Origin of the sequence: Candidatus Chlorobium masyuteum, from assembly GCF_011601315.1 — a bacterium.
Taxonomy (GTDB): Bacteria; Bacteroidota; Chlorobiia; order Chlorobiales; family Chlorobiaceae; genus Chlorobium; species Chlorobium masyuteum.
Window position 1 is genome coordinate 236,195 of record NZ_JAAORA010000003.1, and the last position, 26,098, is coordinate 262,292.

Consider the following 26,098-nt stretch of genomic DNA (forward strand, 5'->3'; position numbering starts at 1 on the left):
TCTCTGTTATCCGATCTTCTCTGCTCCTGAAATAATGGCCTGGACCAGTTTTTCAATGGTCGGTTCATCAATCAGCACCGGGATGTTGAGGCAGATACTGCTGCGCAGCATGGTGCCGGTTTTCGGCCAGAGTGTTTCAAGATCAGCGTCACGATAGCGGTCATACTCTCCAAGCAGGTGACCCCAGACACCGGCAAAATGCCAGTCAAGTGCTTCCGGAAGAATCTTTGTACCGAAACCATGCTCCAGAAGATGAGCTTCAAGCTGCAGGGCAGCCTCGCGGTCCCTCACCCTGAAAATAAGGGTATCGCCCTGTGATCCTGCTTCATCACTGAACGGACGAAGCGTGATGTTCTGAAGATGGCGGATTCCATCCTTGATTTTCTGCTTGTTCTCCCGCGATTTCGAGAGAATCATATCGATTTTGGCAAGCTGTGCCAGACCGATAGCCGCAGTTACCTCGCTGAGACGCAAATTGAGCCCTTTGGAGCGTCTCGGATCCTTGCCTCTCGGCAGACCGGGAAGATGCATGTGGCCATGGTCGGAAAACTCTGCTGCACGGTCGTAGATCTCCTTGTCATTGGTGACAATGATGCCGCCCTCTCCGGTATGGAGCGTTTTGCCTGCATCAAATGAGAAGGAGGCTACGCTGCCTATGGTGCCGAGTTTGCGCCCCTTGTATGACGCTCCAAGCGCCTGGGCCGCATCCTCAATCAGAATAAGGTTGTGCTTGCGGCAGATTGCCGAAATTTCATCCATTTTCGGTGACGCCCACATGGGAATGGCAACAACAGCTTTTGTTTCCGGAGTGATGGCCTTCTCGACCTCAAGCGGATCAAGATGATAGGTCTCATCAAGCTCAACCGGCACCGGCACAGCTCCGAGTGCACTGATTGCTTCTATTGGAGCAATAAAGGTCCAGGCGGTTGTGATAACCTCATCGCCGGGAGCAATTCCGGCACCTGCAAGCGCACAGTGTATTGCCGCCGTTCCGGAGGATACCGCGTGGGCATACTTTACCCCCATCCAAGCGGCAAATTTCTCCTCAAACTCCCGGGCCTTATAATTGCCTCCACCGTAACGGTAAAGATTGACCTTTTCCCTGCTGAAAAGTTCCTGAATTTCGGCCAGCTCCTCCCGACCGATTAGTTCTGCACCAGCCATACTCTATTCCACTCCTTTAGGTTAATTGAAAAACTACAGATCTTGCCGACTCTTCGGTAAACTCAACCGGATTGCCCGAGAAGGAGCCTTTAAGGGCTTCGGATGCATGGTGTGCAAACTCAGCGGCATTACCCTTCCCGTAACCGTAAGGGACAAGTGTCGGAATACTGAGCTGCCGGTAGAGCTCATCCATCTCTTCAAGCAGCTCTGCGGTTGCCTCAGAGGGTGAGGGTGAGCTGCGCATGGGGTTGAGCAGTGCATACTTCTCATAGCCGTTATTATGGTTGTAACGCATAACCTCCTTGAGGAAGATCGCGCCGGCAAGCCCGTGAGGAACCTTGTTCTTGACTCCGAGATAGTAGGCAAAACCGTTGGTCGGACCATCTCCCGAGTTCATGAGGGCAACGGTTCCGCAAACACTTCCGATGGCAAGGTCAAGGCGCGATTCAGCCCGGTCGAGCTGGCCCTGCTGGAGGGCATAAAAGGTTCGCTGGAAACCTTCAACAGAAAAAATCCTGCTCAGGGCGGTATGCTTGACTGAACCGAAACTGTCAACACAGTGAACCAGGCTGTCCATGGCTGAGGCAATAACACTCTCCATCGGAGCGGTCATGGAGAGACTGGGATCAATAACCGCTTTTTTAGGAAAATTCTTCCTGCTGTTTATGCCGAGCTTGCGTCCCTCCGCCTCATCAATAAAGACGGCATTAAAGCTGACCTCTGCACCGCTTCCAAGCAGAGAGGGAACCGTTACCAGCGGCAGGGGGTCGTTGACCCCTTTCGGGAATCCCTTGAGCGAAAGTGCCGGAACCTGATTGGTCAGGAGGAGAGCCACCCCTTTACCCAGATCAAGCGTACTGCCTCCGCCTATGGCAATAATACCATCAGGAACATTGCCGCGGAAAAACTCTGCTACATTTTCAAGATGGGCATAGGTCGGCTCCCCTCCGAATTCGTTGCAGTAGAGTACCGAGTTTTTGTACCCTGTGGTGAGGTTCTTCAGGACATCCTGAAAATAGAGATTCCCGGCAAGATTGGCATCGTAGATAATACCGGGCTTCTGCACCGCAAGCGCTGCCAGATGCTCATTGAGGTTCAAGGCTTCGTTCACCCCGATGACCAGATCGGTGGATAAAAAGAAATTCATAACAACAGGAGTCTATGGGTTGTTCAGGGCTGCCACCTGGCCTGCCAGGTTTTTTTTGTATAGGTAAAACTCAATTAAATCTATTTCCTCGACAGTATCAATCTCCCAGGTCTGCCAGAACTCCATTTCATAGGCACTGAGCCGGGCACCGATCCGGTTGTTGAAGGTTTTGAGTGTTTCGGGAGTGAAGATATAGATCGATCCATTCTCTATAAACTGCGCAGGACGATCCTGTCGCATACCTCGATTACGATGATCAAAGTTAAGGCTGCTCCACTTCCCCTCCCTTGATTCCCAGATGGTGAGGTCATCGGCTCTGGTTACCGAAATCAGGGAGTCTGCGCCATCACGCTCGTAAAGCTCCACCGCCCGGTCAATGTCTCCGGAATTTCGAAGGGGTGAGGTTGCCTGCAGAAAGACGATGGTGTTGATTGAGAGGCCATAATCAGCCTCAATAACCCCGACAGCGTGCAGAACAGCCGACTCACTGCTCGCCTTGTCACCCGAAAGTTCCTGTGGCCGTTCAATCACCTCTGCTCCGTACGCTCTTGCAACAGCAGCAATCTCCGGGTTGTCCGTTGAAACAAAGACTCTGTCAATACGCTTCGATGAGAGTGCCTGCAGAATAGTCCAGGCAAGCAGGGGTTTGCCTGCAACCGGGTAGATATTCTTGTTTTTGAGACCTTTCGAACCGCCTCTTGCAGGAATGATGGCTACGGTATGCATAGTTACATTAAAAAATTTTGGCGCCTTTTTTCATCTCTTCTTTCTGAAACCTGTTCATCCATCCAGCACCGTGCGGCAGACTTCAGCAATCAGTTTTGCCGCAGATCTGTTCTGCAGCGGTGTAAGCCGTTTCAACTCGTCGGGATCAAGACCGCAATGAACAACCTTGTTCAGGGCAGAACCGACAAAGATCGTTGATGAAAACTGTGCAATCATCATTCGTGAATTGGCTATCATCTCCTCCGTCCGGCCTTCACTGAAAACGAGGCTCTCAGGGGCATGAAGGGCTATCTCCCGCATGGCTCGTTCAACATGTTCATTGGGATGCAACTTGAATAAAAGCTGGCTGCCCTCAGCCATCTCAAGATACTTCCGGATATTTTTCGGGCGGTTCTCGTATATAAAAGTTTCACGATTGTCGGAGGTACAGACAAGGACATAATCGTGATGCTTAAAATCATTCTGCAGGTACTGGGCACAATTATCGAAATTCGGTATGCTTGTAACCACAATTTTAGCCGGGTTTACCCCTTTACGTATAAAGAGTTCACGATACCCTTCACTGGCAACACAGAACTTTTCATAGGCATCAGACAATCCGGTTGTCGCCGTTCCGGCAACCCAACGGGGTATCCATTGAAAGTTTCTGGCAAGATGGTAGAGAGTGGTTTCCGGTTCGGTCATACCCTCCTGGACAAGCACAATTTTGCGGCGTCGGATATGTTTCGGGACAATAAGATCGGTACAGGTCAGAACCAGATCATAGGCATGCTGATATCCGCCGATATCAAGCTGAAGATCGTGAGAACGCAGATATTCAAGGGTACGGTCAGAACGCTTGCGGCCCATGATGGTAAACTCAAGAAGCCCCATATCGCTGGCTGTGCCGAGCAGACCATCACTGAAAAACGGTGAGAAATACTGGTCATAATCCTTCATCCACCCGGCAATCTGATGCATCTGGGTGGTCTGATTCATGGAGCCGCATATAAATAGTACTTTTTTCCTCATGCCTTTATTTTACTGACCTGTTCAGCATCATGCAGATGAACCCCTGAATAAAACATCATCCCGTAACCGAATGCATACCAAAGGAGTTCCTTGAAACGTCTCAGCAACACAAACGCTCCGCCATAGGCCAGATAATCATGGATTCCAAGCGCCTGAAAAAACGCGATATAACCGAGATCCTGTACTCCGAGCCCCGAAGGTACGAAAAAAAAGAGTACACGCAGCATGGTAAGTGAAGCATCTATTGCCAGCACCTGAAAAAATGAGATCTTGACTCCAAGAAGACTCAATATAATATAGCTCTCAATGGCAAGCATAAACCAGGCAAGCACATAGATAAGCATAATCGGGATAAGCCTCTTTGCAAAAGGCCCGGTAAAACTCTTCAGCTCAACATCGGTATCAAGAAATCCTGACTCTTTTGAGAAGAGCCACGTTTTAACTCTTTTAAACGGTATCCGCATCAACAGCGCAAGCAGTGTTTGAGCCGCCTTGCCGTTAAGCAGCAGCAACAGGAGTGCAAGAAATATCAAAAATACGCCTATACCTGTACCGATCATGATAGAGCCAAGTCCGCCGAAACCAAGCATGTTGAAGGAAACACCCTGAAGAAATGAAAAGCCTGCTACAGCGCAGAAAACAGTATAGATCCCCTGGGCAACACCAAGCATAAGTTTGCGAACGGCAACACTGGCAACTCCGGATGGAACCGGAATGCCCATAAACCGGAAACAGAGATACGGACGAAGGGGCTCACCGACTGCCACTCCGGCTGGAAGCGTCATGGAAACCGTTTCAGCAATCAGCTGTATTTTCAGGAGTTTGAAAAACGATATTGGTACGGTGCTCCCGGGAAAGAGCATGAACCAGGCAATGGATTCCAGCACATGAAGCCCGAGATAGGGCAGAAGAATAAAGAGTGATGAAAAACCGATAAGTGAAATACGCTCAACAGCTCCCTGGAGATCAACCTGACTGAAAAGATAGGCAATCAGTAAAATACCGAGACAAAGACCGGCATAACCAGTCCAGGAAGAACCGGATTTTTTTTGATTCTGCATGAAAAACCTGGAAACTGTGCTAAAAAAAGAGTTGAAACTCATTTCACTATTTGCAAAGATAGTAATTGATTGTTAAATATTTATTCAATCATGAGGTAGACAACAATTCAGCCTCAACAACCGGGAGGCGGGCCACTACCGGCTCTGACTCGATACAGCTGTTCAGAACAACAGGCTGTTTACCCTTAAAGGTCTTCTTCCATACGTAAAACGCTCTAAAAGATGGGACTTATCAATCCTGACTTCCAGACATTGCCGGAACTCTTTACCTCTGTATTTACCCATTACAGGGGTCAGGAGTCAAAATTTCCGATAGCAAGAAAGGTGAATGGGGTCTATGAGCCCATCTCGTATCGGGAGTTTGAAGAGGATGTCCACCACTTCTCAGCATTCCTGAAAAACAACGGCATTTCACCAAAAGACCGTGTCGCCATTCTGTCGGAAAACCGGCCCGGCTGGTACCTTGCCGATATGGCTATCCTGAATATCGGTGCCATTGATGTGCCTCTCTACCCTTCCCTTCCGCCAAACCAGATCGAATATATTCTCAACAACTGCAGTGCCAGGGCAGTCGTTGTATCCAACATGCTCCAGCTTGGCAAAATCATCTCTATCTGGCAGAACCTGCCGGAATTATGCCTCGTGATAGTCATGAACCGCCTGGAAGAGAACGTTGAAGATGTCATTGACCTTAACCAGGCAAAAGAGGAGGGTAAACGGGTACTTGAAGAGAAGCCCTGGTTTCTTGAAGCTGCCCCTGTGGAGCCTGATGATGTTGCAACCATCATTTATACTTCAGGTACAACAGGACTGCCAAAAGGGGTTATGCTCACCCATCGGAACCTCTGTGAAAATGTCAAATCCTGCTCTTCAATCATCCGGCTTGATGAATCCGACTGCGGTCTCTCCTTCCTGCCGCTCTCGCATGCCTATGAGCGCACCGGAGGATACTATCTGCTCTTCTCCTGCGGAGCGAGCATCTATCTGGCTGAGAGCATTGAAACCATATCAATGAACATGTCTGAAGCCCGGCCAACGATCATCTTTACTGTTCCGCGGCTTTTTGACCGCATAAAAATGAGTATCATCAAGCAAATCTCATCACAAAGCGCCATAAAGCAGAAAATATTCTATTGGGCAGTTCAAACGGGAGAGAAGTATCACCGGCAGCTCAATGAAAAAGGGAAGGCAACCGCTCTTCTTTCCCTGCAGCACACCCTTGCCGAAAAGCTGGTCTACGAGAAAATAAAGCACAAATTCGGTGGACGCCTGCGCTATTTTGTCTCCGGTGGAGCCGCCCTGCCGCAGAAAATCGGTGAGTTTTTCCAGGCTCTTGAGATCTCCATTCTTGAAGGATTCGGCCTGACTGAGACCTCACCGGTAACCCATGTCAACCGCCCCGAAAAAATCAAGTACGGGACAGTCGGGCCTGCCGTAAACAATGTCACGGTAAAGATTGCCGAAGATGGCGAGATTCTGCTCAAGGGCCCGAACATCATGAAGGGATACTGGAAAGACGAAGAGGCCACTCGGGAGGTTATCAGGGATGGCTGGTTCTGTACCGGCGATATCGGTGAGATCGACAAGGATGGCTATCTGAAAATCACTGACCGCAAAAAACATATCATTGTCACCTCCGGCGGCAAGAATATCGCTCCCCTCCCCATTGAAAATCTTATTTCCGAAAGCCCGTTTGTTGATCAGGTCATCGTCATCGGTGAAAAAAGGCCGTTTCTGATTGCGCTGATCGTGCCTGATTTTGAAAAGCTCATGGAATACGCTTCCAGCGAGGGAATTCAGGCCTCTACAAACAGGGAGTTGATTGAGAACAAGAGTGTCATACAGATTTATGACAAGCTGATGCGTACCATTTCACGTCAGCTTGCCACCCATGAAAAAGTTCGCAAGTTCCTTCTGATTGATGATGCCTTCACGGTTGAGAACGGTCATATGACTCCGACCCTGAAACTCAAGCGTAAAGCGATTACAACAAAGTTCGCGGCTGAAATCGACAAGGTCTACAATGCCCTTAACGCTGTTTACAACACCGAGTAAGTGAAATCGTGAAGTGCAGGACTCCTCCACTGTTTCTTCCTGATTCTTCTATAAGTCCTATAGTACCCATAGTACCTACAGGACTTATAGAAGAGATAAGAGGCTCTTTCGAAAGATGAGCTTCACCCTCTCCTCCACCGACAATTCACTTCTCCCGGATTTTCAGCATGGTTCCACCCTGCTCTTCCACCAGCCCTTCGCGCACGAGGTCAGCGATGATTTCACTCATATCCCAGGGGCAGGAACGGTATTTCTCCTCAATCTCTTCAAGATAGATCCCGTCACGCTGGACGAGCTCCCTGATGAGGCACCCCCGATACCATCGCTTTGAACCCTGAAACTTTGACTGCCGGCTAACCGGACGGATTCCGGATCTGCGGCTGGTCAGCGCCAGAGAACCGTAATCCATGAGGGCATTATGCCATTCACGGCTGCGTCCATGCGGCAGGAGCTGCTCTGCAGCAACCTGTATCGCAGCTTTCGGGGTATCTTCAGGAAGGGTAAACTCGTGGATGATGATTCTTCGGATGTTGGTATCAACAGCCGCAACATCAAGATTATCGGCAAAAACCGGAATGGAGCGAGAGGTATACTCCCCGATACCGGGCAGGGATTTAAGCTGATCCGGTGTGGAAGGGACAATACCGTCGAAACGCTCCATGATCAACCTGGCAGAGAGCTGAAGCCTCTGGCCCCGGGAGTTGTAGCCAAGGCCGCTCCAGAGAGCAAGCACATCCCTGAGTGAGGAGAGAGCAAGGGTTTCCGTATCGGGAAAACGCTCCATCCAGACCCTGAATTTTTCAGCAACCCGGTCGGCCTGCGTCTGCTGAAGCATGATTTCGCTAACCATGACGGCATAGCGATCTGTGGTCTCCCGCCAGGGAAATGAGCGGCGGTTGTTGCGGTAGAAATCAAATATCTTCTCGCGAAAACCTTCTATCTGTTGCTGATGCAATACGATCAAAGCAGGAACGGACTGTTCTGTTAGAGGTCAATAAACTTGTCGACGACAACGACTCCTTTATCATCGCGTCTGAGCGTTGCCGCCTGATGAGAGGGATCATGGCCGAAGAAAAGCATCGCTCGCTCTTCAACGAGCTGATGGAGCAGTGCGGTTTTCTCTTCGATAACGGTAAGCGGTTCGATATCGTATCCCATAACCCATGAAGAGGGCAGATGTGCCGAGGAAGGGATGAGGTCGGCAGTGTGCACGAGACTCCCTTCAGCACCTCTCACCCTTACCAGCTGCTGGCCTTTTGTATGACCATTGCTTGAAAAGAGCTCGATGCCGGAAAAAAGCTCCCTGGGTCCGTCAACCAGCTCCAGCCTGGAGAGCCGTCCAAACGCCTCGATGAAAGCAGAGGAGTAACTGACTCTCTCCTTCGGGTTGGGCTTAAGCGCTGAAAGGTAATTCTCTCTCTGAACATAGTGGCGGGCATCAGGAAAGAGCGGCTCAAGCTTGTCGGCACCCTGCCGGAAAGCTCCACCGACATGATCGAAGTGCAAATGGGTATAAATGACATCCGTAATGCTTGCAATTTCCAGACCAACAGCCTTCAGCTCAGCCTGAAGCCGGCAATCCGAGAGGGCATAAATCGACCGGAGTTTGTCCGGCCAGGCAGTTCCCATGCCGGTATCAACAAGAATATGGCGGCCCTTACCTGAAATAAGAAGGACTCTTGCCTTGAGTGTTATGCGGTTGAGATGATCGGCAGGAGCAAACTTTTCCCACATGACTTTCGGCACAACACCGAACATGGCACCGCCGTCAAGAGCAAAGTCCTCTACATCGAGGGAGTAAAGACGATAGTCGCCAATCTGCATCATCTGGATGTAAATAAATTGCGCTGAAGAGGAATCAGGGGCAAGCATAGCGTTGAGGTCACTGCGCATTGCCGACCTGCATCACGGTTATACCCCCGTTCAGGAGTGTGTAAGAGAAAAATCCGGCAGCATCGGTTGCGCTGCCGGATTGTCGAAAAGAAAATCAGGCTTTCTCTACAACCTTGCGCTCTTTTACTTTGAGTGCAGCTTTGCCTGTACGCTTGCGCAGATAGAAAAGTTTTGCTCTTCTTGCCTTACCGTGCTTGAGTACGGTCACGCTCTCAATATTGGGTGAGTTGACAGGAATGATCCTTTCAACTCCAACTCCATGAGAGATCTTGCGAACCGTGATGGTTTTGGAACCACCGGCTCCGCGATCGCTTATCACAACACCCTCAAAAGCCTGAAGCCTCTCCTTTTCGCCTTCAATAACCTTCAACTGTATTCTGACGGTATCACCCGGCTGAATATGCGGAAAATCGGTAACGGCCTGGGTGGCTTCAACTAACTGAATTAACTGATCCATTTTCGACAACTATTTACGTTATTTTTTTCTTCAATTCCTAAAATCATTCATGGCCTAAAAGATCGGGCCTGCGTGTTCTGGTTCTCTCAAGAGCATTTTCACCTCTCCACTGCTCTATTTTGCTGTGATGACCGGACATCAGTATATCGGGAACCTTCATCCCCCTGAATTCAGCCGGTCGGGTGTAATAGACACAGTCAAGAAGCCCATTCTGAAAGGAGTCGGTCAAAGCCGATTCACTGTCGCCAAGAACTCCCGGTATTACCCTGAGCACAGCGTCCATAAGCAGCAGCGCGGGTATCTCACCCCCTGAAAGAACAACATCGCCAATCGAAATCTCCATGGTGATAAGCTTCTGGCGTATCCGTTCATCTACCGCCTTGTAGTGGCCGCAAAGAATAATCAGATTTTGCATTCCTGAGAGCCTGTTTGCCAGAGACTGCTCAAACAGCTTCCCGTCGGGTGTCAGAAAAATCACCTCATCATACACTCTTTCGGCCTGCAGTGCCTCTATACAGGAAAATACCGGTTCAGGACGAAGAACCATTCCCGCACCCCCTCCGAAGGGAGAATCATCAACCTGCCGATACCTGCCCAGTCCGTAATCATGCAGGTTATGAATGTGTATATCCGCATACTGTTTTTTCCGGGCAATACTTAACAATCCATTGTCAAGCACTGAATCGAAAAACCCCGGAATGACGGAAATCACATCAATCCTCATTGCATCCAACGTCTTGGAACAGTTCATCAAACGTTTCAGAGACCAACAAGACAATCACAGAAATTCGTCGAATCTCGGTACAACCATAAACTTATCACGAATACTGATCTCTTCAACGAACTCTTCAATGGCCGGTATCAGAATCTTTCTTTTACCAACCTGTACTTCATAAACCTCATGGGCAGGCATCGCAAGAATATCGGTTACGGTACCAACCTCGTTTCGATTACGATCAAGAACTTTGAGCCCTATCAGCTCATGAATATATGCCCGGTTACCCGGCTGCGGCAGAAGCTGATCCTCATCAACATAGAGATGCACTCCTGCCAGTGCTTCGGCTTTCTCCCTTGTGTCAATTCCGTCAAAGAACACCCACGCAAATCCCCCTCCAAGAGAGGCTTTATGAACGGTCAACCGATTAACGGCGTCAGCGGATCTGCCAGCGTAATACTCCTTGCGGGAGAGAAAGCTTTCAGGGAAATCGGTAACCGGTTCCACCTTCACCTCACCCGCCAACCCTTTCGGCTTGAGGATGACACCTGCAAGATAGAGTTCCATGCTACCGTTCCGTGAGCGTCAAATCAGGCTTCGCTGCCTGCAGCGGCTTTTGCTTCGGCCTCTTTTTTGGCCTGACGGCGGCGTGACTTGACAACAAGGCGTTTTTTGCTTCTCTCGACCTTGCTTGCCTGCCACTGTTCCATCTCAACGGTTATTTCAGCTTCGCTGCGACCTCTGCTTTTCAGCCTCAGTTCATGCAGCAATCCGGTAGTACGGATAAGGCTGCGGACCGTTGCAGTCGGTTGAGCACCAACGCCCATCCAGTATTCGACACGATCTTTCTTGAGTGTTACGGCATGCGGTTTGGCTGTCGGCTGATAGGTCCCGATTACTTCAAGAAATTTGCCATCTCTCGGTGAGCGCGCATCAGATGCGACAATCTGGTATACCGGTAATTTTTTTCTTCCTGCTCTTTTAAGTCTGATCTTTACCAAGGCTCAAGTATTTTAGTTAATGGTAACTGTTAACAGTAAATGCAATCTATCTTTTTAAAAACTTGTCAAGTGCAAGATTCTGCGAAGTGATCTTTCTGCCCGACTGTGACAGTCTGGATACCGAACGCATCATCTTTTTCATTTCACCGAACTGCTTGAGCAGAAGGTTCACTTCCTGGACTCTCGTGCCGCTGCCGAGAGCGATGCGCTGACGACGACTGCCGTTGATGATATCAGGATTTGACTTCTCCTGTCTGGTCATGGAGTTAATCATGGCTTCGATAGGCTTGAAATCCAGATTTTCAAGATCCTGCTTTGGAACCATCTTGTTCAAACCCGGCACCATCTCAATCAACCCCTGTATTGATCCCATTTTTTTAAGCTGCTGGAGCTGATCGAAAAAGTCGTTGAGATCAAACTCATTTTTCATGAGTTTTTTCTGCATCTCAAGCGTCTTCTCAAGATCCAGAGACTCCTGCGCCTTTTCAACAAAACTGACGATATCACCCATACCCAGAATCCTCTGGGCCATACGATCAGGGTAAAACACATCAAGATCATCAACCTTTTCACCGATACTGATAAATTTAATCGGCTTTTCAACAACCTGACGGATGGAAAGCGCAGCTCCGCCCCTTGCATCGCCATCAAGTTTGGTCAGTACAACACCATCAAAATCAAGGCGGTCGTTGAATGCCTTGGCTGTATTAACCGCTTCCTGACCCATCATCGAGTCAACAACAAAAAGCAGTTCATCAGGCTTGAGAGCACGCTTCAATGACTCAGCCTCTGCCATCATAAGGTCATCAATCTGAAGGCGGCCGGCTGTATCGATAATCACAACATCCCTGGCCCCTGATCGCGCAGCTTCAAGGCCCTGAAGTGCTGCCTTCAATGCATCCTGCTCTTCAATGGCAAATACCGGAACCTCTACCTGAAGAGCGAGAGCCTTAAGCTGATCAATGGCCGCAGGACGATAGACGTCAGCGGCTACCAGCATCGGGTTTTTACCGTTCTTTTTCAGTCGAAGCGCGAGTTTAGCACAAAACGTGGTTTTTCCGGAACCCTGAAGACCGGCAACCATAATCACTGCCGGAAGTTTCTTGGGTGAAAGGTTCAGAGGCTTCTGCTCCCCTCCCATGAGTTCAGTGAGCTCATCATAGACGATTTTTACAATCATCTGCGCAGGAGAGACGCTTTTGATGACCTGCTCGCCAAGGGATTTCTCCCGTATATCCTCAATTAATTTCTTCGCTACCTTGTAGTTGACATCAGCGCCGAGAAGTGCGCGCTTGATATCGCGCATCGCGAGACCGATATTGATCTCGTTAATGGTGGCCTGACCTGCAAGTTTTTTGAAGGTGGCCTCAAGTTTATCGCTTAGACTGTCAAACATCGGTTCCTGCTTTTTTCATATAAAGCTTAAAAATGCTTAGCTTTAATTATAACAAAATATCGCAAAAAATAAAATGAAACAATCATATCTTCATAGCTGATCAGGTTATTATTCCCTTTTTTTTATGCACCGGCATCCGAACATATCAGGAAATAACAGGTTATGACCGAAAACTTCATGGAATCCCTTTTACATACCTTCCGCAACAAACGGATAGCCGTTATCGGCGACATTATGCTCGACAAGTATATTTTCGGCCATGTCTCCCGCATCTCCCCGGAATATCCTGTGCCCGTAGTCGATGTAACCCATGAGGATCACCGGCTGGGCGGGGCGGCAAATGTTGCCCTTAATACCCTCTCACTCGGAGCAGAGACCATGCTCTTCGGAGTAACCGGTGCCGACAGCAACCGGGAGATACTGCTCGAACTGTTCCGCGACCGAGGACTTGCCGCCGACGGACTGATTTGCGACCCGTCAAGGCCTACAACCTGCAAGACCCGCATTCTCTCTCAAAACCACCATATTACAAGAGTGGACAGAGAAAGCCGAAAAGAGATCGATTCCGACACAGAAGAGGCGGTTCTCGACTCTCTAAAGACCGTTATCGGCACTCTTGATGCCATCGTTCTTGAAGACTACAATAAAGGTCTTCTCAGCGAACGACTCATCAAAAGCATCATTACGACCGCAAAGAAGCAGAATATTCCCCTGCTTGTCGATCCGAAACTTCTGAACTTCTTTGCCTACAGGGGGTGCACGATTTTCAAGCCAAACCTCTCCGAAATGGCAGCTTCGCTCGGAATTGCCGTGCAGAACAATGACCGGGAGGTAGAAGAGGCCTGCCTCCGGCTCCAGGAGAAAGTACAGGCTGAAACTATTGTTGTGACAAGGAGTGAAAAGGGTATGACACTCTACAACGGTTCCTTCACCCATATCGGGGCAACCTCAATGGAGGTGGCTGATGTATCAGGAGCCGGAGATACCGTTATCGGAATGCTCGCTCTCGGAGCCGCTTCCGGTATTGACATCATAACGAATGCCACCATAGCCAATCTGGCTGCAGGAACGGTATGTCAGGAGGTGGGAGCCGTACCGGTTAAACCGGAAAAACTGCTCAGGGCATATCAGGAGCATCATCGACAATAGCAATATGCTGCTCTATTTCCTGAGGATATGGTGGGTTGTATGAGCTGTCCATTGCAAGCGCCCTCAAATTATTCAGGGAGTAGAAGGGAACATCAAACATTCCCGCATTTCCAACGGCAGCAGGGACATCCGAGCCCGGATCAACATGCATCACAAAGGTGAGGTGAACCTTTCCATGACCGTTCGGGGTAAATACCCACAATCCGGATGCATGGCGAACACGGTGATAGTTCGAATTAACAGGAAGATAATCGGGCTCACCGGTCATGGTAACGGCTATGGAATTCTCGCCGGCTGAAGCCAGTCCGGTACGCATGATCATCTCCCTCTTCTGCAGCGGCCAGGGGGTGCTGATAACCTGACGCACAACATAGTCAATCCCGTTTTTCTCAAGTACCTCCATCTCGGCAAGCTTGTGAACCCAGCGGCTATAGCTTGCCATGTCATGAAAAAGGCTGATCAGCTTTTTGAATGAAACCGGCAGCTCGGTCTCACCCTTGAAGCTGTGGATATCGGAACCGTTAACCCTGGAAGAGTAGATTCGGACTCCCTTATGCTCGACACGGAAGTCCCAGTTTTTCTCAAGGATTGATGTTACATCCATACCGCCTGATGACTTGTTATTGAGGACTGCAAGAGAATGAGGGGAACACTCACTCAGCGATAAACTGCTGGTAATTCTGGATGACATCCTTCGCGGATTTTATGAAGGGCGCCTCTACAGAAATCCTGTACTTATCCTTCTTTACCATATCACGCATATTGTTCATGGTGTGGTAGGGCGTATCAATAACGGCAATATTGGCCAGCCATGAGGGGATCTCGCCGCCCGGTTCAATGTGGAGACGGAAAACCACCCTGCACTGGTTTGCTGAGAGCGGAATAATGTTCCATGCACCTTCAAGATGGGGGACACGAACATATTTATCGTTTTTCGGCAGAAAGTCCGGCAAACACTCAAGCTTGATAAAAACCTCGGAAGTGTCAGGATCCATATACCCCTGGGAGCGGGTTATGATTTCACGATCGGAAACCGGCCAGGGAGCACTGACAAGCTGATAGACAACCCGTCCGTTATCTTTCTCTCCATTATCTGCTGAAAGTTCCTGCAGAAGGCGCATCTCTTTGGTTTTCCATACCCACTCGGTGGCTGCTTCAATATCAAACAGAAGACTCAGTACGGCATGCTGTGGAGCATCGATAGTAGCGATGCCTACAAAAGAGAGGAAATCAGAGGAGGGAACAGGACAGGTAAATATCTTCAACCAGTCATTTTTCAGGCGCAACGTACAGGTTTCGCTCTGGATTTTTTCAATTAACGACATACGTGTAATGTTTTGATTATTAAGTAAAGGAGAAGCCGATTGATCAATACCGTCAAAACACTCAGGGCTGTCGCATTGGCACAGATGCTGCTATCCTGACAACCGGATCTGCACTCTGCACAACAAATGTTATCTGACCAACAGCACCAAAGAGCTGATGAGCTATCCTTGATTTTACGGCCTGAGCCAGCTTAAGGCGATCACGAAGAAAAACTGCCCGGTCAAACCGGATTTTTTTACTCTTGCAGGTTTTTATAACCAGAGCCTCAAACACACGCTCTTCGGAATATTTCGCAAGAAAACTCTCCATAGAACCCCGGTATTGCTGAACCTGGCTCCGGGGATCATCAATAATTTTCAGGGCGATATCATCAAAAGAACCCGAACGAAAAAGCTCCTGGTAAAAATCAGAGTAACTTTTTCCGGTAACCCAGAAATCAGGAATAATCCCGCCGGCATTTTTCAGCGCAACAAGCTGAGTTTTCTCATCGGGAACTTTCCCGTTGAGCGACGAGAGCAATCCGTATAGTGAGGAGGTTCTGTAAACCGAAACCTCACTGTTTTTCAAATAGAGTAAACTGTCAGGATTTGTAAAGAGTTTCTCAGGTCGAATGGTTGTGAGTGCATCCTGAAAATAACTCTCTCGACCCGTACCGCCTTTATGATAAACCCGCTGTATCTGTCGGCCGGATGGGGTATAATATCGTGAAACGGTAAGTCGAATTGCCGAACCATCTGCAAACTGAAGCTGCCGCTGTACCAGTCCCTTTCCGAAGGTCTGTTCTCCCACCACAACTGCCCGCCGGTTATCCTGGAGAGCACCGGCAAGAATTTCAGAAGCTGATGCACTCCCTTTGTCTACCAGTACAATAACTTCACCCGTCTCGTAACTGTCACCGGAGCGCGCAATAAATCGCTCATTTTCGACTCCGCCGTTACGGCTCTTGGTATAGACAATCAACGCTCCCTTTGGCAGGAACTCATCAGCCACGGCAACTGCCTGTTCAAGAAAACCACCAGGATTACCTCTCAGATCAATAACAAGGCGCTTCATGCCCTGCTTTTTAAACCGGAGAAGCACCGTGCGGAACTCATCGGCTGTGGTTGCAATAAAACGGCTCAATCGAATATAACCTACCCGGTGATCAAGCATAAAGGCTGCATCAATACTCGATGTCGATATTCGACTCCGTGTAACCGTAAAATCGACAATCTTTCCACTAAGAGGTCTGAAAACCCTCAATTTCACCTGTGTTCCCTGCCTGCCCCGAAGCTTCCTCAATACCTGTTTTTCCGTAATACCAAGCGCGGGGAGAGAGTCAATGGCAAGGATACGGTCTCCCGGCAAAATCCCGACTGCAGCGCTTGGTCCACCGGAAAGCGGTGTGACAACAAGAAGCGTATCGCTTGAAATATCAAATTCAATACCGATGCCATCAAAATTACCATCAAATTCGGCCTGGGAATAGGTGACCTTTTCCGGCTCCAGATAGACCGTATGGGGGTCCAGATACTCCGCCATACCCTGTATACCTGCTCCCGCAAGACTATCGCCAGCTACATCATCAACATACATCGCTTTCATCAGACTGTAGGCTTCGAGCATTTTTTTCTGCTGTTCACCCTGCACGTCGCCTCTGCCATTGAGTCTGGACCCGAGAAAAACTCCAAATCCGAGCACAAGAAGCATCAATACAACAGTAAGTATGCGGGACATGAAGTGGGGGTTTATTACAGGATATGAGAACGCCTACAAGCTCCATCAATCACAGTTTACCTATCACAGATCAAAATCACAAAAAAACAATAAGCAACAGAGCTCCGCCAATCCATACTCAAAGCTTATACCATCAGCTGAACCTCGAAAAGAAAAACGCATAATACAAACAGATTGCATCATACTGTAAACCAATAACAACAACACACAAAAACGTATTAATAAAATTAATACAAGAATACCACAGTATCAAGAGCACCAATAAACACCTGCACCTGCTCTGATAAAAACAGCAGACAACAAAAATAACTTACACATTCATACCAAAAATTAACATCACGGTCACAGTCGATCATAGCATCATAAATTATTTTCATAAGACAGATTATAAACAAAAAGAAAAAGATTTCACTAAACAATTTAGCATCAACATAATTTATTGAATCTTACATTAATTGAATTCGCTTAAACTGTTTTATTACAATCATATAAATTATTTTTAATAAAATTAATTTTAAGTGTTTTAATTTATCATTAACTTTAAATTAAAAAACCGTATTTGATCATTTTTTAAGGTTTTTTAATCTTTTACTTAAGCTATTTAACGGTTTTGCATTTATGTGTATCTTTAGCCTGTACCTGTCAGATGGTATAAGCATAAGGAACACATATACAGAATGTGTAAAGAGACTTAATGGCGATCATTATAATACGCCATACAAGCTTTATACTGAATGGTATGAATTTTTTCTGCGGGTTATATTTTCTTTTTACTCTATCATGCTGAAGCGAAATCACACTGAACAACAAGTTCAATTTCAAGGCTTGCATCAAGAGGTAATTCTGCTACTCCGACGGCACTTCTCGCATGAACTCCCCTCTCTTCGAAGATTTCAAGAAGAAGAGAAGAGGCTCCATTGGCAACAAGATGCTGACTGGAAAAACCGGAGTCACTGGCAACATAGAGCGTAAGCTTGACAATCCGTTCTATGCAATCAAGGGTGCCTGTTACCGATTTGATGGCGGCAAGTGCATTGAGAAGAGCGGTTCTGGCTGCATTGAAAGCATCTTCCCTGCCCTGCTCATTTACCTTTCCTTTACCACCCGGTTCTATCAGTTTTCCGTTTTCAAGAGGGAGTTGACCGGAGGTAAAGACAAGATTACCGCTCCTGATTGCAGGGGAATAGAGACCCGCCGCTGCGGGCGGCTGAGGCAGAGAAAAGCCTGCTTTAATGATTTTTTCTTCGATGCTGCTCATTGGGAAATTGTTGGTTACTCTCGATTATCGGTAATAAAACCCTTTTCTCACGATGCATTGCGCTATATGCCATGTATAAATGACCATAAAACGGTCCCGATAGAAATCGGAATCTCCCCAGGAAAGGCAGTTGCTATTACCATTAAAATTATTTATAGTCACTGAAATATCAAAGGATTTTGAATATATGGCGCATAATACTCCCCATAACACTCCCCTGCCGCGCCTTCTTTTGATAAGCAGTGGCAAGGAAGCCCCTGTTATTGGCACACCCCTGCTCAAACAGCTTCAACTCCTCCCCCGCTTGATGCCTTGCATGATTCAGATCAGGGAAAAACATCTTGATGCAAAACAGTTGTTTCAGCTATCGCTCATGGCGGCTGAAATCGCACGTGAAAAAGATATCAGGATCCTGATCAATGAACGTGCCGATATTGCTCTTGCTGCCGCTCTTCACGGCGTACATCTGCCCGAAAACAGCTGCCCGCCAGATAAACTTCGCGCAGTTGCACCGGAATTGATCATCGGATGCAGCGTACACTCGCCGTTGTCTGCACGGATCGCTGAAGAGCACGGCGCTGATTACCTGCTTTTCGGTCCGGTATTCGATACGCCCTCAAAAAGGAAATACGGCCCGCCACAGGGGGTGGAAAAACTCGGCACTTTATGCCGTTCGACCTCACTTCCGGTCTTTGCTGTAGGAGGCATTACACCACAAAACATTCCATCCTGTATAAAGCAGGGGGCCTATGGTGCTGCAGGAATCTCCATCTTTGAACCGGGCAGCGGGTTTGTCGCTACCTTTGAACAATTCTATAACACCCTTTATCAATGATGCCCTCCTCTCCCTTTCTCTGTGTCATTACCGATGAGGCTGTGTGTCCGCTCTCACTGGTGGAAAAGGCTCTGCAGGGTGGAGCTGCCATGATACAACTGAGACATAAAACAGCTTCCGGCAGTCAGCTTTTTTCCTGGGGAGTTGAAATCACCAGACGGTGCAGAGAGTACGGGGCACTCTGTATTATCAATGACCGCATTGATATTGCCCTTGCATGCAAGGCTGACGGTGTTCACCTCGGTCAGCAGGACCTGCCGGCTTCTGCCGCCCGTAAACTGCTCGGCAATTCCCGCATCATTGGCATTTCGGCATCTTCACCTGAAGAGGCTATTCAGGCTGAACGTGATGGAGCGGATTATATCGGTTTCGGCCATATCTACCCGACACCATCAAAAGTAAAAGGGTTTGATCCTGTCGGCCCGGAAACACTCCGGAGGGTCTCCGCCCTCGTCTCCCTGCCGATTATAGCTATCGGCGGTATCAGCAAGAGGAATGCATCACTGGTCATAGGGCATGGTGCGGCAGGTATCGCTGTCATTTCCGCCGTCAGCAGGGCAGTTGATCCCGTCAGTGAAGTACAAGAGCTTGTCTGTTCACTACAACAGGGAGGCATTGATGGGTAAAAATTATGTTACCGTTCTCACCATTGCAGGCTCGGATGGAAGCGGAGGGGCTGGAATCCAGGCGGATAGTAAAACAGTTGATGCCCTTGACTGTTACGCTCTTTCGGTCATAACCGCCGTTACAGCACAAAATACCCGCGGGGTAAGGGGAATCTGCCTTCTCCCGGAACAATCCGTTCGTGAGCAGTTCAGGGCCATTGCTGACGATATCAGGATCGATGCCGTAAAAATCGGGATGCTTGGCAGCAGCGACATCATCAGAGCTGTTTCCGGATTACTCAGAGAGCTTGAAAACACTCCGCCTGTCATTCTTGACACTGTTCTCGGCTCTTCCTGTGGCACCACTCTTCTGCCGGAGGAGGCTATCGAGGTAATGAAAGCAGAGCTCTTCCCTCTTGCAGCCTTAATAACACCAAACCTGCCGGAGAGTGCAATTCTGACCGGCTTGAAACAGCCACCTGCAACCGATGAAGCTATCGAGGCGGCTGCTGTAATGCTGCATGAAGCCGGAGCGGCTTCGGTACTCATCAAGGGAGGTCACACTGAAGGAGACGAATGCCGTGACTGCCTCTTCAGCAATGGCCGGTTTTTCTGGTTCAGCTCTAAAAAAATCGAGACCCTCAACACACACGGCACCGGCTGCACACTCTCATCAGCCATTGCAGCATTCATGGCCAGGGGGGAAGTTATGGAACGTGCTGTAGAAAAGGCAAAAGCATATACGACTGAAGCCCTGAAGTCGGGAGCCGGTTACCATCTTGGCAGCGGCAGAGGCCCCCTTGATCATCATTTCAGGTTTCGATAACTGTCACTCAGACACCACGGGGCGGGCGGCCGACAGAATAGTAGGTAAATCCGGAGAGCTCCATGAATTCAGGATTGTAGATATTTCGGCCGTCAAAAACCACCGGTGTTTTGAGATCTCGTTTGACCATCTCAAAATCGGGGCTCCGGAACAGAAGCCATTCCGTAAGCACCACAAGAGCATCAGACCCTTTTACCGCATCTTCAGGGTTTGCTGCATAATAGATCCCCTCCCGCTCTCCGTAGATTCTTTGAGCCTCGTGCATGGCAACCGGATCGTAAACCCTTACCGATGCGCCCGCCTGCAGAAGCTCTTCAATAACCCTGCGGCTCGGGGCCGCACGCATATCATCGGTATTGGGCTTGAATGAAAGCCCCCATAACGCAAAAACACGGCCTCCGATCTCCTCTCCGAAATGGAGGCGGATCTTCCGGACTATGGTACTTTTCTGGTCTTCATTGACGGCTTCAACTGCCTGGAGTATCCGTGAATGATAACCGTATTTATGTGCGGTTCTTTCCAGCGCCTGGACATCCTTGGGAAAACAGGAGCCGCCATAGCCGACACCGGGATAGATAAACGAAAATCCGATCCTTGAATCGGAACCGATACCCCGCCTGACCGCCTCGACATCAGCCCCGACCCGCTCTGCAATGTTGGCTATTTCATTCATGAAACTGATCTTTGTGGCAAGCATGGCGTTGGCCGCATACTTGGTGAGCTCGGCCGAACGGATATCCATGGCGATAAACCGCTCATGGCTGCGGTTGAACGGAGAGTAGAGAAAACGAAGCAGCTCTTTGGTGCGGGGGTCATCAACTCCGACGATAATCCTTTCCGGTTTCATGAAATCGTTGACCGCATCTCCCTCCTTGAGAAACTCGGGATTTGAAACCACGTCAAAGTCAACTCCCGAACTCCGTTCGGCAAGAACCGAACTGATTTTTTCCCGCACAAGGTCGGCAGTACCGACGGGAACTGTCGATTTGTTGATGACGATCCGGTACTCCTGCATATAGGTTCCGATACTTTCGGCAACACTGAGCACATGACGCAAATCTGCCGATCCGTCCTCATCAGGAGGCGTCCCTACCGCGATAAACTGGTATAATCCGAACTCAACGCCCTCCCGGATGTCGGACGTGAACTTCAGTCGGCCGGCACGGCTGTTCTCAATAACAATTTCCTCAAGACCGGGTTCATAAATGGGAATGTGACCCTCATTGAGAGCGTCAATCTTCTTCCGGTCAATATCAACACAGAGAACATCATTTCCGACTTCAGCAAAACAGGCTCCGGTCACAAGACCGACATAGCCTGATCCGAATATGGTTATTTTCATTACAGCATGATTTCATGGTTCGCCACGGCTCAACGTTCCGGATGGCAAACCGGAGTTACTTATTATTCAAGAACTATTACAAGGCAACGGGATTTCTGCCAGAAAGCATTTTCATCACGGATAAGAAGCAGTGAGGACGTTTTGCCTCCAACCAGCTCGTAAGAGCCAACCGTGTGAGGAGTTACGATTTTGATGCGTTTCAGGGGCCTGTCAAAAAAGAGATCACGGGTTTCGGTTATCTCAACCTTTTTAAAAAGATTGACATTAAAGTCGGTGGCAAGACGGTACTCATTGCCGAAGAGTTTTTCAAGCGGATTAATGCGAAGAAGAACACCTTTCGAAACGAGATCATTAAAGGTTCCCGAGATGTAATAAGCCGTATAGAGCTGCGAGTCCTGATCCTGGATATACTCATCAAGCACATCAACCGTGGCCATAAGTGAAGATACCTGTCTGTTGAGCTTCTGAACCTGGCCTTTCAGGGTGATAAGCTCTCCATCCTTGGTATTTATGGCGATTTTAAGCTCCGAAACCAGCTTGTCAAGCGAATCAACCCGATAGGATGAGGTTCGGTTCTCCTCTTCAAGTTTGCGGATCAGGTTTTTACTTGCTGCCAGGGTGGAATCGATAAAACGGATTCCGGCTGAGATATCCTTGCCAATCTGCTCGACACTCTGTTTGTCACTGCTTTCGATATCAGATGAGAGTCTTTCAACGACAGCCTCTTTCTGCTGAATCCTGCCGAGATTTTTCTGCACCTGGGCAAGAATAGCCATCATTGATTCAAGATGCTCCTGCTGGGGATCCTGCTTCGGTTTTTCCGGGCTGCACGACGAGAGAATCACCAGAAAAGCGAAACATAAAACCCCGGCCACCCTTAAGCGACTCGCTCTTACAGCCATTGAATCCATTGTTCAACCCCTTCTTTTGTGCCATACCACCTGGTATGCGGTGTTGGAAGATGCTCGGCATCTGCAATAGTTACATTGACAGCACCCTCAAGAAAACAGCTTTTTGCAGGAACAATGCCGTCACCGGCAACATTGCCGTCATCCAGAACGTTTTTATAAAACTGATAACACATTTTCTCCACAAAACTTCCCTCTGAATTGCCATGATACTTATCGCTGACGACAGAAACAACAGAAACCCGATCAAAAAAATCAGCCTGCAGATGGCTGAAGATAAAATCCGTTTTTATCTTTGCATAATACTCACTGGTATGAAACGGTGTTCCAAGCGTTATCAGCTTCTTGATTTGCTTTCCCGGATTATACCGTTCACCCTGAAAGGGCTTTTCAAGCAGATAGACCATCGCAACACTCCCCCCACCGCTATGAGCAACGAGCGTAATGGGTTCACCGGGAAATTTCTGTTCAATCTCGCGTATCGTCCGGTCAAGAGCGCTCATGACCCTGTTGGTTGATTTTTCCGGCGATGGAGGAAATCCTATCCAGTCAATGAGCGATACGGGTACTATGGTGATTTTCTCTTCCGGAAGATAACCGCAAAGAGCCTCTTTCATGATATCATAAAGCGAATCCCAGAAAAGTACTCCTGGAATAATCACTACTGGATGTTGCGGGACCGCCTTCATGATAGGTTCATCTTGTTACACTGCCGCTCTCTTCTCTCTTGTGTATTTCCGGAATTTTCAGGACCATTTCTTCAGCAGCTCAACAAGCAGGCTCACACCAAACCCGGTTCCTCCATTAACCTTGCCTCCCCCTTTCGGAGTGAATGACGGACCGGCAATATCAATATGGGCCCAGTTTTTATGCTCATCAATGAATTTTTCAAGGAATTTTGCTGCCGTGACTGAACCGGCACCGCGACCTCCGGTGTTACTGACATCGGCTACGTCGGACTTGATCTGCTCATCGTAGAGATCCCAAAGCGGCATGCGCCACACCTTTTCACCTGCCTTCTGACCTGCGTTATAAATCTCATCAGCAAGCTTGTCATTGTTACTGAAGAGTCCTGCTACGGAATAACCAAGGGCAACAATACAGGCGCCTGTCAGGGTTGCAAGATCAATAATGACATCCGGCTTGTACTTTTCACTGGCATAGGTGAGGGCATCAGCCAGAATCAGACGACCCTCGGCATCGGTATTGCCAACCTCAACGGTAATACCCGAATAGGTAGTAATAACATCGCCCGGATTCTGGGCTTTCCCGTCAGGCATATTGTCGGTAGCTGGAATCAACCCGATAATGTGCAGGGGCAGGGCAAGACGTGCGGCAGCCTCAACTGCACCCAATACGCTTGCTGCTCCGGCCATATCCGACTTCATCTCTCCCATATTTTCGGATGGCTTGATGGAGATGCCACCTGAATCAAAAGTAACTCCTTTTCCAACAAGGGCTATAACTGCCTTCGCTTTCCCTTTCGGCTTGTAGTCAAGAATGGTGAAGGTCGGAGGAAAAAAACTCCCCTTGTTGACCGCAAGCAGACCTCCCATACCAAGAGCCTCTATCTCTTTTTTATGAAAGACCGTTACCTGGTAGCCATATTTTTTGGCGGACTCCTCTGCCGCTTTCGAAATATCTTCAGCCTGCAGATAATTTCCCGGCAGATTAACCAGATCCCTGGCCATCTTCTGGCAAGAACCGACAATACTTCCCGCCTCAACACCGCGCTCTGCGGCATCCAATACCGAAGCTCCAGCCCTTAAAACAAGTTCGGCAAGCTCTTTTGTCTTTTCTGCCGCTCTCTTTTTATCCAGCTTGCCGCTTTTCAGACGCTCAAAGCGGTACAAACCGGCAAACGATCCGGTAACAAACGTTTCAGCAAGAGTCGAAACACTCTCTCCTGTTTCACCGGCAATGCGCTCGATGGCTGAAAAATCAACAGCAAGCTTTGCAATCTTCAGCTCAACAGCTCTGGATGCAATGGAAATGGCCCCCTTGCGCCAGTCATCAAGACTCTTTGCATCACCAATACCAAACAGGGCAATTCGAGATGCCTTGCATTTTCCTGACCCGCCATAGAGCAGAACAACCTCTCCTGCTTCGGCTTTAAAATCCTTTAATACCTTATGATCCAGTTCAAGTCCGGCAAGCAGCTTCTGAGCCTCTTTTTTCAGATCTCCCTTACTGATCGGCAAGGCAAGAAGATCGACGGCAATACGATCAATCTCAATTTTTGTTACTGATATTTTCATAATCCGGCTTGTTCGTTGTTAACACCTTCAACCTGACAGGATGCTGTTTTAAGAAATGCCCTCAAATCTTCAAGAAGTACCTTCTGGGCCCTGTCGGACGAAAACTGGAAGAGACATCCGGCAGCATTCATATGCCCCCCTCCTCCATATTTTTTTGCCAGCTGGTTGACGTAAATATTACCGCGTGAGCGAAAACTCGCTTTTGTTCTGCCATCCTGCATCTCAACCATAAGCACGGCAATTTGCACGGTTGGTACACTCAGCAGATACTGGATGATGAGATCGGTATCAAAAAGCTTACTCCCGGTCGCTTTTAACATATCCTGAGAGATAAAAAGCCACGAAATCACTCCATCATCAAGCAGCGTGATCGCGCTCAATGCAGCTCCGAGCAGCTTGAGTGCCTGGCAGGTAAGTGAGTTATAGATCTTGTCGTAGATATCCGAAGCATCTGCCCCTTTGCTGACAAGGTCACCGGCAAGCCGATAGACATAGGGGGATGTTTTCGGAAACCTGAATGATCCGGTATCCGTCATAACCGAAACGTAGAGCGCTTCGGCAATTTGGGGTGTGAACAGTTCACGGCCCAGCCTCTTCTGAAATGCGTAGATCAGGTCATAGATAAGTTCACCGGTCGAGGATGCATAGTTTTCACACACCATGACATCGGTAAAATCATCAGGTTCAAGATGATGATCGACACAGACAATTTTCAGGCTTCCGAGCTCTTTGGAAAAACTAACATGCGGCCAGAGCGAACCCATCCTGTCACGAAGATTTGCATCAAGAAGTACAACAACATCACAAAGCGACAACGCCTGTATAGCATCCTCATCCCTGTCGTCAAAGAGGCTTATCGGGTAGAGATGGGTAAGAAACCTGTAGTTCGGGGGGACCTCTGTCGGATTCACAATCGAGACCTCCTTGCCAAGCAGCTTGAGCACAAGCGCAAGAGCCACCTCGCTTCCGAGGCCATCACCATCTGAATTCTCATGCGTTGTCAGAACAATATGCTGACCTTCAATCAGCTCATCAATTACCGGAGACCATTCCTCGGCGTTAAGCGTCCTTCCATACTCGGGTAATATCATTCGTTTGCAGTAACTTTATCAAAAACAAAACTCAATCTATGCCCTTTCCTTATAAAGCCACATAAAACATTTAATAACAACACGTCAAGCCCAATAACAATCATCAAAAACAATCCCGACACCCAAAAAAAAGCGTGTATTTCTCAGGAAACCCCTCC

At 48.5% G+C, this 26,098-nt stretch carries 26 protein-coding genes; 5 read left to right on the forward strand and 21 right to left on the reverse strand.

Annotated elements, in window-relative coordinates; all coding sequences use genetic code 11:
- Nucleotides 1-6: 6 nt before the first annotated feature.
- Genes G9409_RS07695 through G9409_RS07715 form a run of 5 tightly spaced genes read right to left on the reverse strand, consistent with a single transcriptional unit; the run spans nucleotide 7 to nucleotide 5,109 of the window.
- Entirely contained in the window at nucleotides 7-1,164 is a 1,158-nt protein-coding gene (locus G9409_RS07695; RefSeq protein ID WP_166808209.1) for a DegT/DnrJ/EryC1/StrS aminotransferase family protein, read from the reverse strand.
- A gap of 16 nt (nucleotides 1,165-1,180) precedes the next feature.
- Nucleotides 1,181-2,311 carry an iron-containing alcohol dehydrogenase gene (locus G9409_RS07700; RefSeq protein WP_166808210.1) on the reverse strand — a complete coding sequence of 377 codons (1,131 nt, stop codon included), beginning with the start codon at nucleotides 2,309-2,311 and terminating at the stop codon, nucleotides 1,181-1,183.
- A 12-nt stretch (nucleotides 2,312-2,323) separates the two neighbouring features.
- Nucleotides 2,324-3,037 (reverse strand): acylneuraminate cytidylyltransferase family protein, encoded by a 714-nt coding sequence (locus G9409_RS07705; RefSeq protein ID WP_166808211.1) that lies wholly within the window; start codon nucleotides 3,035-3,037, stop codon nucleotides 2,324-2,326.
- Between the two features lie 54 nt (nucleotides 3,038-3,091).
- Nucleotides 3,092-4,048 carry a UDP-N-acetyl glucosamine 2-epimerase gene (locus G9409_RS07710; protein WP_166808212.1) on the reverse strand — a complete coding sequence of 319 codons (957 nt, stop codon included), beginning with the start codon at nucleotides 4,046-4,048 and terminating at the stop codon, nucleotides 3,092-3,094.
- A complete protein-coding gene (locus G9409_RS07715) occupies nucleotides 4,045-5,109 on the reverse strand; it encodes a lysylphosphatidylglycerol synthase domain-containing protein (RefSeq protein WP_166808213.1) in 1,065 nt (354 codons plus the stop codon). Before G9409_RS07715 ends, G9409_RS07710 begins: the two co-directional genes overlap by 4 nt.
- A gap of 222 nt (nucleotides 5,110-5,331) precedes the next feature.
- On the opposite strand from G9409_RS07715, the gene G9409_RS07720 reads away from it, so the two are divergent.
- Entirely contained in the window at nucleotides 5,332-7,164 is a 1,833-nt protein-coding gene (locus G9409_RS07720; protein ID WP_166808214.1) for an AMP-dependent synthetase/ligase, read from the forward strand.
- Between the two features lie 145 nt (nucleotides 7,165-7,309).
- Here the strand turns inward: G9409_RS07720 and G9409_RS07725 are convergent, their stop codons facing one another.
- From G9409_RS07725 to ffh, 7 genes are all read right to left on the reverse strand, one after another.
- Nucleotides 7,310-8,128 (reverse strand): HhH-GPD family protein, encoded by an 819-nt coding sequence (locus G9409_RS07725; RefSeq protein ID WP_166808215.1) that lies wholly within the window; start codon nucleotides 8,126-8,128, stop codon nucleotides 7,310-7,312.
- 20 nt (nucleotides 8,129-8,148) lie between these two features.
- The gene (locus tag G9409_RS07730; RefSeq protein ID WP_166808216.1) at nucleotides 8,149-9,057 is read right to left on the reverse strand and encodes an MBL fold metallo-hydrolase; all 909 of its coding nucleotides are present in this window, start codon (nucleotides 9,055-9,057) and stop codon (nucleotides 8,149-8,151) included.
- A 94-nt stretch (nucleotides 9,058-9,151) separates the two neighbouring features.
- On the reverse strand, nucleotides 9,152-9,514 hold the full coding sequence (gene rplS, locus G9409_RS07735) for a 50S ribosomal protein L19 (protein WP_006365890.1): 363 nt from the start codon (nucleotides 9,512-9,514) through the stop codon (nucleotides 9,152-9,154).
- Between the two features lie 43 nt (nucleotides 9,515-9,557).
- On the reverse strand, nucleotides 9,558-10,238 hold the full coding sequence (gene trmD, locus G9409_RS07740) for a tRNA (guanosine(37)-N1)-methyltransferase TrmD (protein ID WP_166808277.1): 681 nt from the start codon (nucleotides 10,236-10,238) through the stop codon (nucleotides 9,558-9,560).
- A 54-nt stretch (nucleotides 10,239-10,292) separates the two neighbouring features.
- Entirely contained in the window at nucleotides 10,293-10,796 is a 504-nt protein-coding gene (rimM, locus tag G9409_RS07745; RefSeq protein WP_166808217.1) for a ribosome maturation factor RimM, read from the reverse strand.
- Nucleotides 10,797-10,819: 23 nt separating this feature from the next.
- On the reverse strand, nucleotides 10,820-11,230 hold the full coding sequence (rpsP, locus tag G9409_RS07750; RefSeq protein ID WP_006365887.1) for a 30S ribosomal protein S16: 411 nt from the start codon (nucleotides 11,228-11,230) through the stop codon (nucleotides 10,820-10,822).
- A 46-nt stretch (nucleotides 11,231-11,276) separates the two neighbouring features.
- On the reverse strand, nucleotides 11,277-12,626 hold the full coding sequence (ffh, locus tag G9409_RS07755) for a signal recognition particle protein (protein WP_166808218.1): 1,350 nt from the start codon (nucleotides 12,624-12,626) through the stop codon (nucleotides 11,277-11,279).
- Nucleotides 12,627-12,788: 162 nt separating this feature from the next.
- Between ffh and rfaE1 the strand changes: the two genes are divergently transcribed.
- Complete coding sequence (rfaE1, locus tag G9409_RS07760) at nucleotides 12,789-13,775, forward strand: D-glycero-beta-D-manno-heptose-7-phosphate kinase (protein WP_166808219.1); 987 nt, start codon at nucleotides 12,789-12,791, stop codon at nucleotides 13,773-13,775.
- Here rfaE1 and G9409_RS07765 read toward each other — a convergent pair.
- From G9409_RS07765 to G9409_RS07780, 4 genes are all read right to left on the reverse strand, one after another.
- A complete protein-coding gene (locus G9409_RS07765) occupies nucleotides 13,744-14,379 on the reverse strand; it encodes an START domain-containing protein (RefSeq protein WP_166808220.1) in 636 nt (211 codons plus the stop codon). The genes rfaE1 and G9409_RS07765 overlap by 32 nt on opposite strands.
- Before the next feature lie 49 nt (nucleotides 14,380-14,428).
- Nucleotides 14,429-15,100: an START domain-containing protein gene (locus tag G9409_RS07770; RefSeq protein WP_166808221.1), complete on the reverse strand. Its 672-nt coding sequence runs from the start codon at nucleotides 15,098-15,100 to the stop codon at nucleotides 14,429-14,431.
- A 61-nt stretch (nucleotides 15,101-15,161) separates the two neighbouring features.
- Nucleotides 15,162-16,817, reverse strand: coding sequence for a S41 family peptidase (locus tag G9409_RS07775; RefSeq protein WP_166808222.1), 1,656 nt, complete (start codon nucleotides 16,815-16,817; stop codon nucleotides 15,162-15,164).
- 778 nt (nucleotides 16,818-17,595) lie between these two features.
- Nucleotides 17,596-18,075, reverse strand: a complete 480-nt coding sequence (locus G9409_RS07780) for a RidA family protein (protein ID WP_166808223.1) — start codon at nucleotides 18,073-18,075, stop codon at nucleotides 17,596-17,598.
- A gap of 187 nt (nucleotides 18,076-18,262) precedes the next feature.
- Here G9409_RS07780 and G9409_RS07785 point away from each other — a divergent pair, with 187 nt between their 5' ends.
- Genes G9409_RS07785 through thiD form a run of 3 tightly spaced genes read left to right on the forward strand, consistent with a single transcriptional unit; the run spans nucleotide 18,263 to nucleotide 20,341 of the window.
- The gene (locus G9409_RS07785; RefSeq protein ID WP_166808224.1) at nucleotides 18,263-18,910 is read left to right on the forward strand and encodes a thiamine phosphate synthase; all 648 of its coding nucleotides are present in this window, start codon (nucleotides 18,263-18,265) and stop codon (nucleotides 18,908-18,910) included.
- Nucleotides 18,907-19,536: a thiamine phosphate synthase gene (thiE, locus tag G9409_RS07790; RefSeq protein ID WP_166808225.1), complete on the forward strand. Its 630-nt coding sequence runs from the start codon at nucleotides 18,907-18,909 to the stop codon at nucleotides 19,534-19,536. The genes G9409_RS07785 and thiE overlap by 4 nt, the downstream gene beginning before the upstream one ends.
- A complete protein-coding gene (thiD, locus tag G9409_RS07795) occupies nucleotides 19,529-20,341 on the forward strand; it encodes a bifunctional hydroxymethylpyrimidine kinase/phosphomethylpyrimidine kinase (protein WP_166808226.1) in 813 nt (270 codons plus the stop codon). The genes thiE and thiD overlap by 8 nt, the downstream gene beginning before the upstream one ends.
- A gap of 7 nt (nucleotides 20,342-20,348) precedes the next feature.
- On the opposite strand, the gene G9409_RS07800 is transcribed toward thiD, so the two are convergent.
- From G9409_RS07800 to G9409_RS07820, 5 genes are all read right to left on the reverse strand, one after another.
- Complete coding sequence (locus G9409_RS07800; protein WP_166808227.1) at nucleotides 20,349-21,683, reverse strand: UDP-glucose dehydrogenase family protein; 1,335 nt, start codon at nucleotides 21,681-21,683, stop codon at nucleotides 20,349-20,351.
- Nucleotides 21,684-21,745: 62 nt separating this feature from the next.
- The gene (locus G9409_RS07805) at nucleotides 21,746-22,594 is read right to left on the reverse strand and encodes a biogenesis of lysosome-related organelles complex 1 subunit 2 (RefSeq protein ID WP_166808228.1); all 849 of its coding nucleotides are present in this window, start codon (nucleotides 22,592-22,594) and stop codon (nucleotides 21,746-21,748) included.
- Entirely contained in the window at nucleotides 22,576-23,280 is a 705-nt protein-coding gene (locus G9409_RS07810; protein ID WP_166808229.1) for an esterase/lipase family protein, read from the reverse strand. Before G9409_RS07810 ends, G9409_RS07805 begins: the two co-directional genes overlap by 19 nt.
- A gap of 57 nt (nucleotides 23,281-23,337) precedes the next feature.
- Nucleotides 23,338-24,849: a leucyl aminopeptidase gene (locus G9409_RS07815; protein ID WP_166808230.1), complete on the reverse strand. Its 1,512-nt coding sequence runs from the start codon at nucleotides 24,847-24,849 to the stop codon at nucleotides 23,338-23,340.
- Entirely contained in the window at nucleotides 24,846-25,940 is a 1,095-nt protein-coding gene (locus G9409_RS07820) for a DHH family phosphoesterase (protein ID WP_166808231.1), read from the reverse strand. The genes G9409_RS07815 and G9409_RS07820 overlap by 4 nt, the downstream gene beginning before the upstream one ends.
- Nucleotides 25,941-26,098 lie beyond the last annotated feature (158 nt).

Excerpts from the sequence above, each read along its gene's own strand:
- G9409_RS07710 (WP_166808212.1), bottom strand. The coding sequence starts at position 4,048 with ATGAGGAAAAAAGTACTATTTATATGCGGCTCCATGAATCAGACCACC.
- G9409_RS07720 (WP_166808214.1), top strand. The coding sequence starts at position 5,332 with ATGGGACTTATCAATCCTGACTTCCAGACATTGCCGGAACTCTTTACC.
- G9409_RS07765 (WP_166808220.1), bottom strand. The coding sequence starts at position 14,379 with ATGGATGTAACATCAATCCTTGAGAAAAACTGGGACTTCCGTGTCGAG.
- thiE (WP_166808225.1), top strand. The coding sequence starts at position 18,907 with ATGATGCCCTCCTCTCCCTTTCTCTGTGTCATTACCGATGAGGCTGTG.
- rimM (WP_166808217.1), bottom strand. The coding sequence starts at position 10,796 with ATGGAACTCTATCTTGCAGGTGTCATCCTCAAGCCGAAAGGGTTGGCG.
- ffh (WP_166808218.1), bottom strand. The coding sequence starts at position 12,626 with ATGTTTGACAGTCTAAGCGATAAACTTGAGGCCACCTTCAAAAAACTT.
- rplS (WP_006365890.1), bottom strand. The coding sequence starts at position 9,514 with ATGGATCAGTTAATTCAGTTAGTTGAAGCCACCCAGGCCGTTACCGAT.
- G9409_RS07780 (WP_166808223.1), bottom strand. The coding sequence starts at position 18,075 with ATGAGCAGCATCGAAGAAAAAATCATTAAAGCAGGCTTTTCTCTGCCT.
- G9409_RS07705 (WP_166808211.1), bottom strand. The coding sequence starts at position 3,037 with ATGCATACCGTAGCCATCATTCCTGCAAGAGGCGGTTCGAAAGGTCTC.
- G9409_RS07730 (WP_166808216.1), bottom strand. The coding sequence starts at position 9,057 with ATGCGCAGTGACCTCAACGCTATGCTTGCCCCTGATTCCTCTTCAGCG.
- G9409_RS07810 (WP_166808229.1), bottom strand. The coding sequence starts at position 23,280 with ATGAAGGCGGTCCCGCAACATCCAGTAGTGATTATTCCAGGAGTACTT.
- G9409_RS07815 (WP_166808230.1), bottom strand. The coding sequence starts at position 24,849 with ATGAAAATATCAGTAACAAAAATTGAGATTGATCGTATTGCCGTCGAT.
- G9409_RS07700 (WP_166808210.1), bottom strand. The coding sequence starts at position 2,311 with ATGAATTTCTTTTTATCCACCGATCTGGTCATCGGGGTGAACGAAGCC.
- G9409_RS07775 (WP_166808222.1), bottom strand. The coding sequence starts at position 16,817 with ATGTCCCGCATACTTACTGTTGTATTGATGCTTCTTGTGCTCGGATTT.
- thiD (WP_166808226.1), top strand. The coding sequence starts at position 19,529 with ATGGGTAAAAATTATGTTACCGTTCTCACCATTGCAGGCTCGGATGGA.
- G9409_RS07800 (WP_166808227.1), bottom strand. The coding sequence starts at position 21,683 with ATGAAAATAACCATATTCGGATCAGGCTATGTCGGTCTTGTGACCGGA.
- rfaE1 (WP_166808219.1), top strand. The coding sequence starts at position 12,789 with ATGACCGAAAACTTCATGGAATCCCTTTTACATACCTTCCGCAACAAA.
- G9409_RS07785 (WP_166808224.1), top strand. The coding sequence starts at position 18,263 with ATGGCGCATAATACTCCCCATAACACTCCCCTGCCGCGCCTTCTTTTG.
- trmD (WP_166808277.1), bottom strand. The coding sequence starts at position 10,238 with ATGAGGATTGATGTGATTTCCGTCATTCCGGGGTTTTTCGATTCAGTG.
- G9409_RS07805 (WP_166808228.1), bottom strand. The coding sequence starts at position 22,594 with ATGGATTCAATGGCTGTAAGAGCGAGTCGCTTAAGGGTGGCCGGGGTT.
- G9409_RS07715 (WP_166808213.1), bottom strand. The coding sequence starts at position 5,109 with ATGCAGAATCAAAAAAAATCCGGTTCTTCCTGGACTGGTTATGCCGGT.
- G9409_RS07695 (WP_166808209.1), bottom strand. The coding sequence starts at position 1,164 with ATGGCTGGTGCAGAACTAATCGGTCGGGAGGAGCTGGCCGAAATTCAG.
- G9409_RS07820 (WP_166808231.1), bottom strand. The coding sequence starts at position 25,940 with ATGATATTACCCGAGTATGGAAGGACGCTTAACGCCGAGGAATGGTCT.
- G9409_RS07770 (WP_166808221.1), bottom strand. The coding sequence starts at position 15,100 with ATGTCGTTAATTGAAAAAATCCAGAGCGAAACCTGTACGTTGCGCCTG.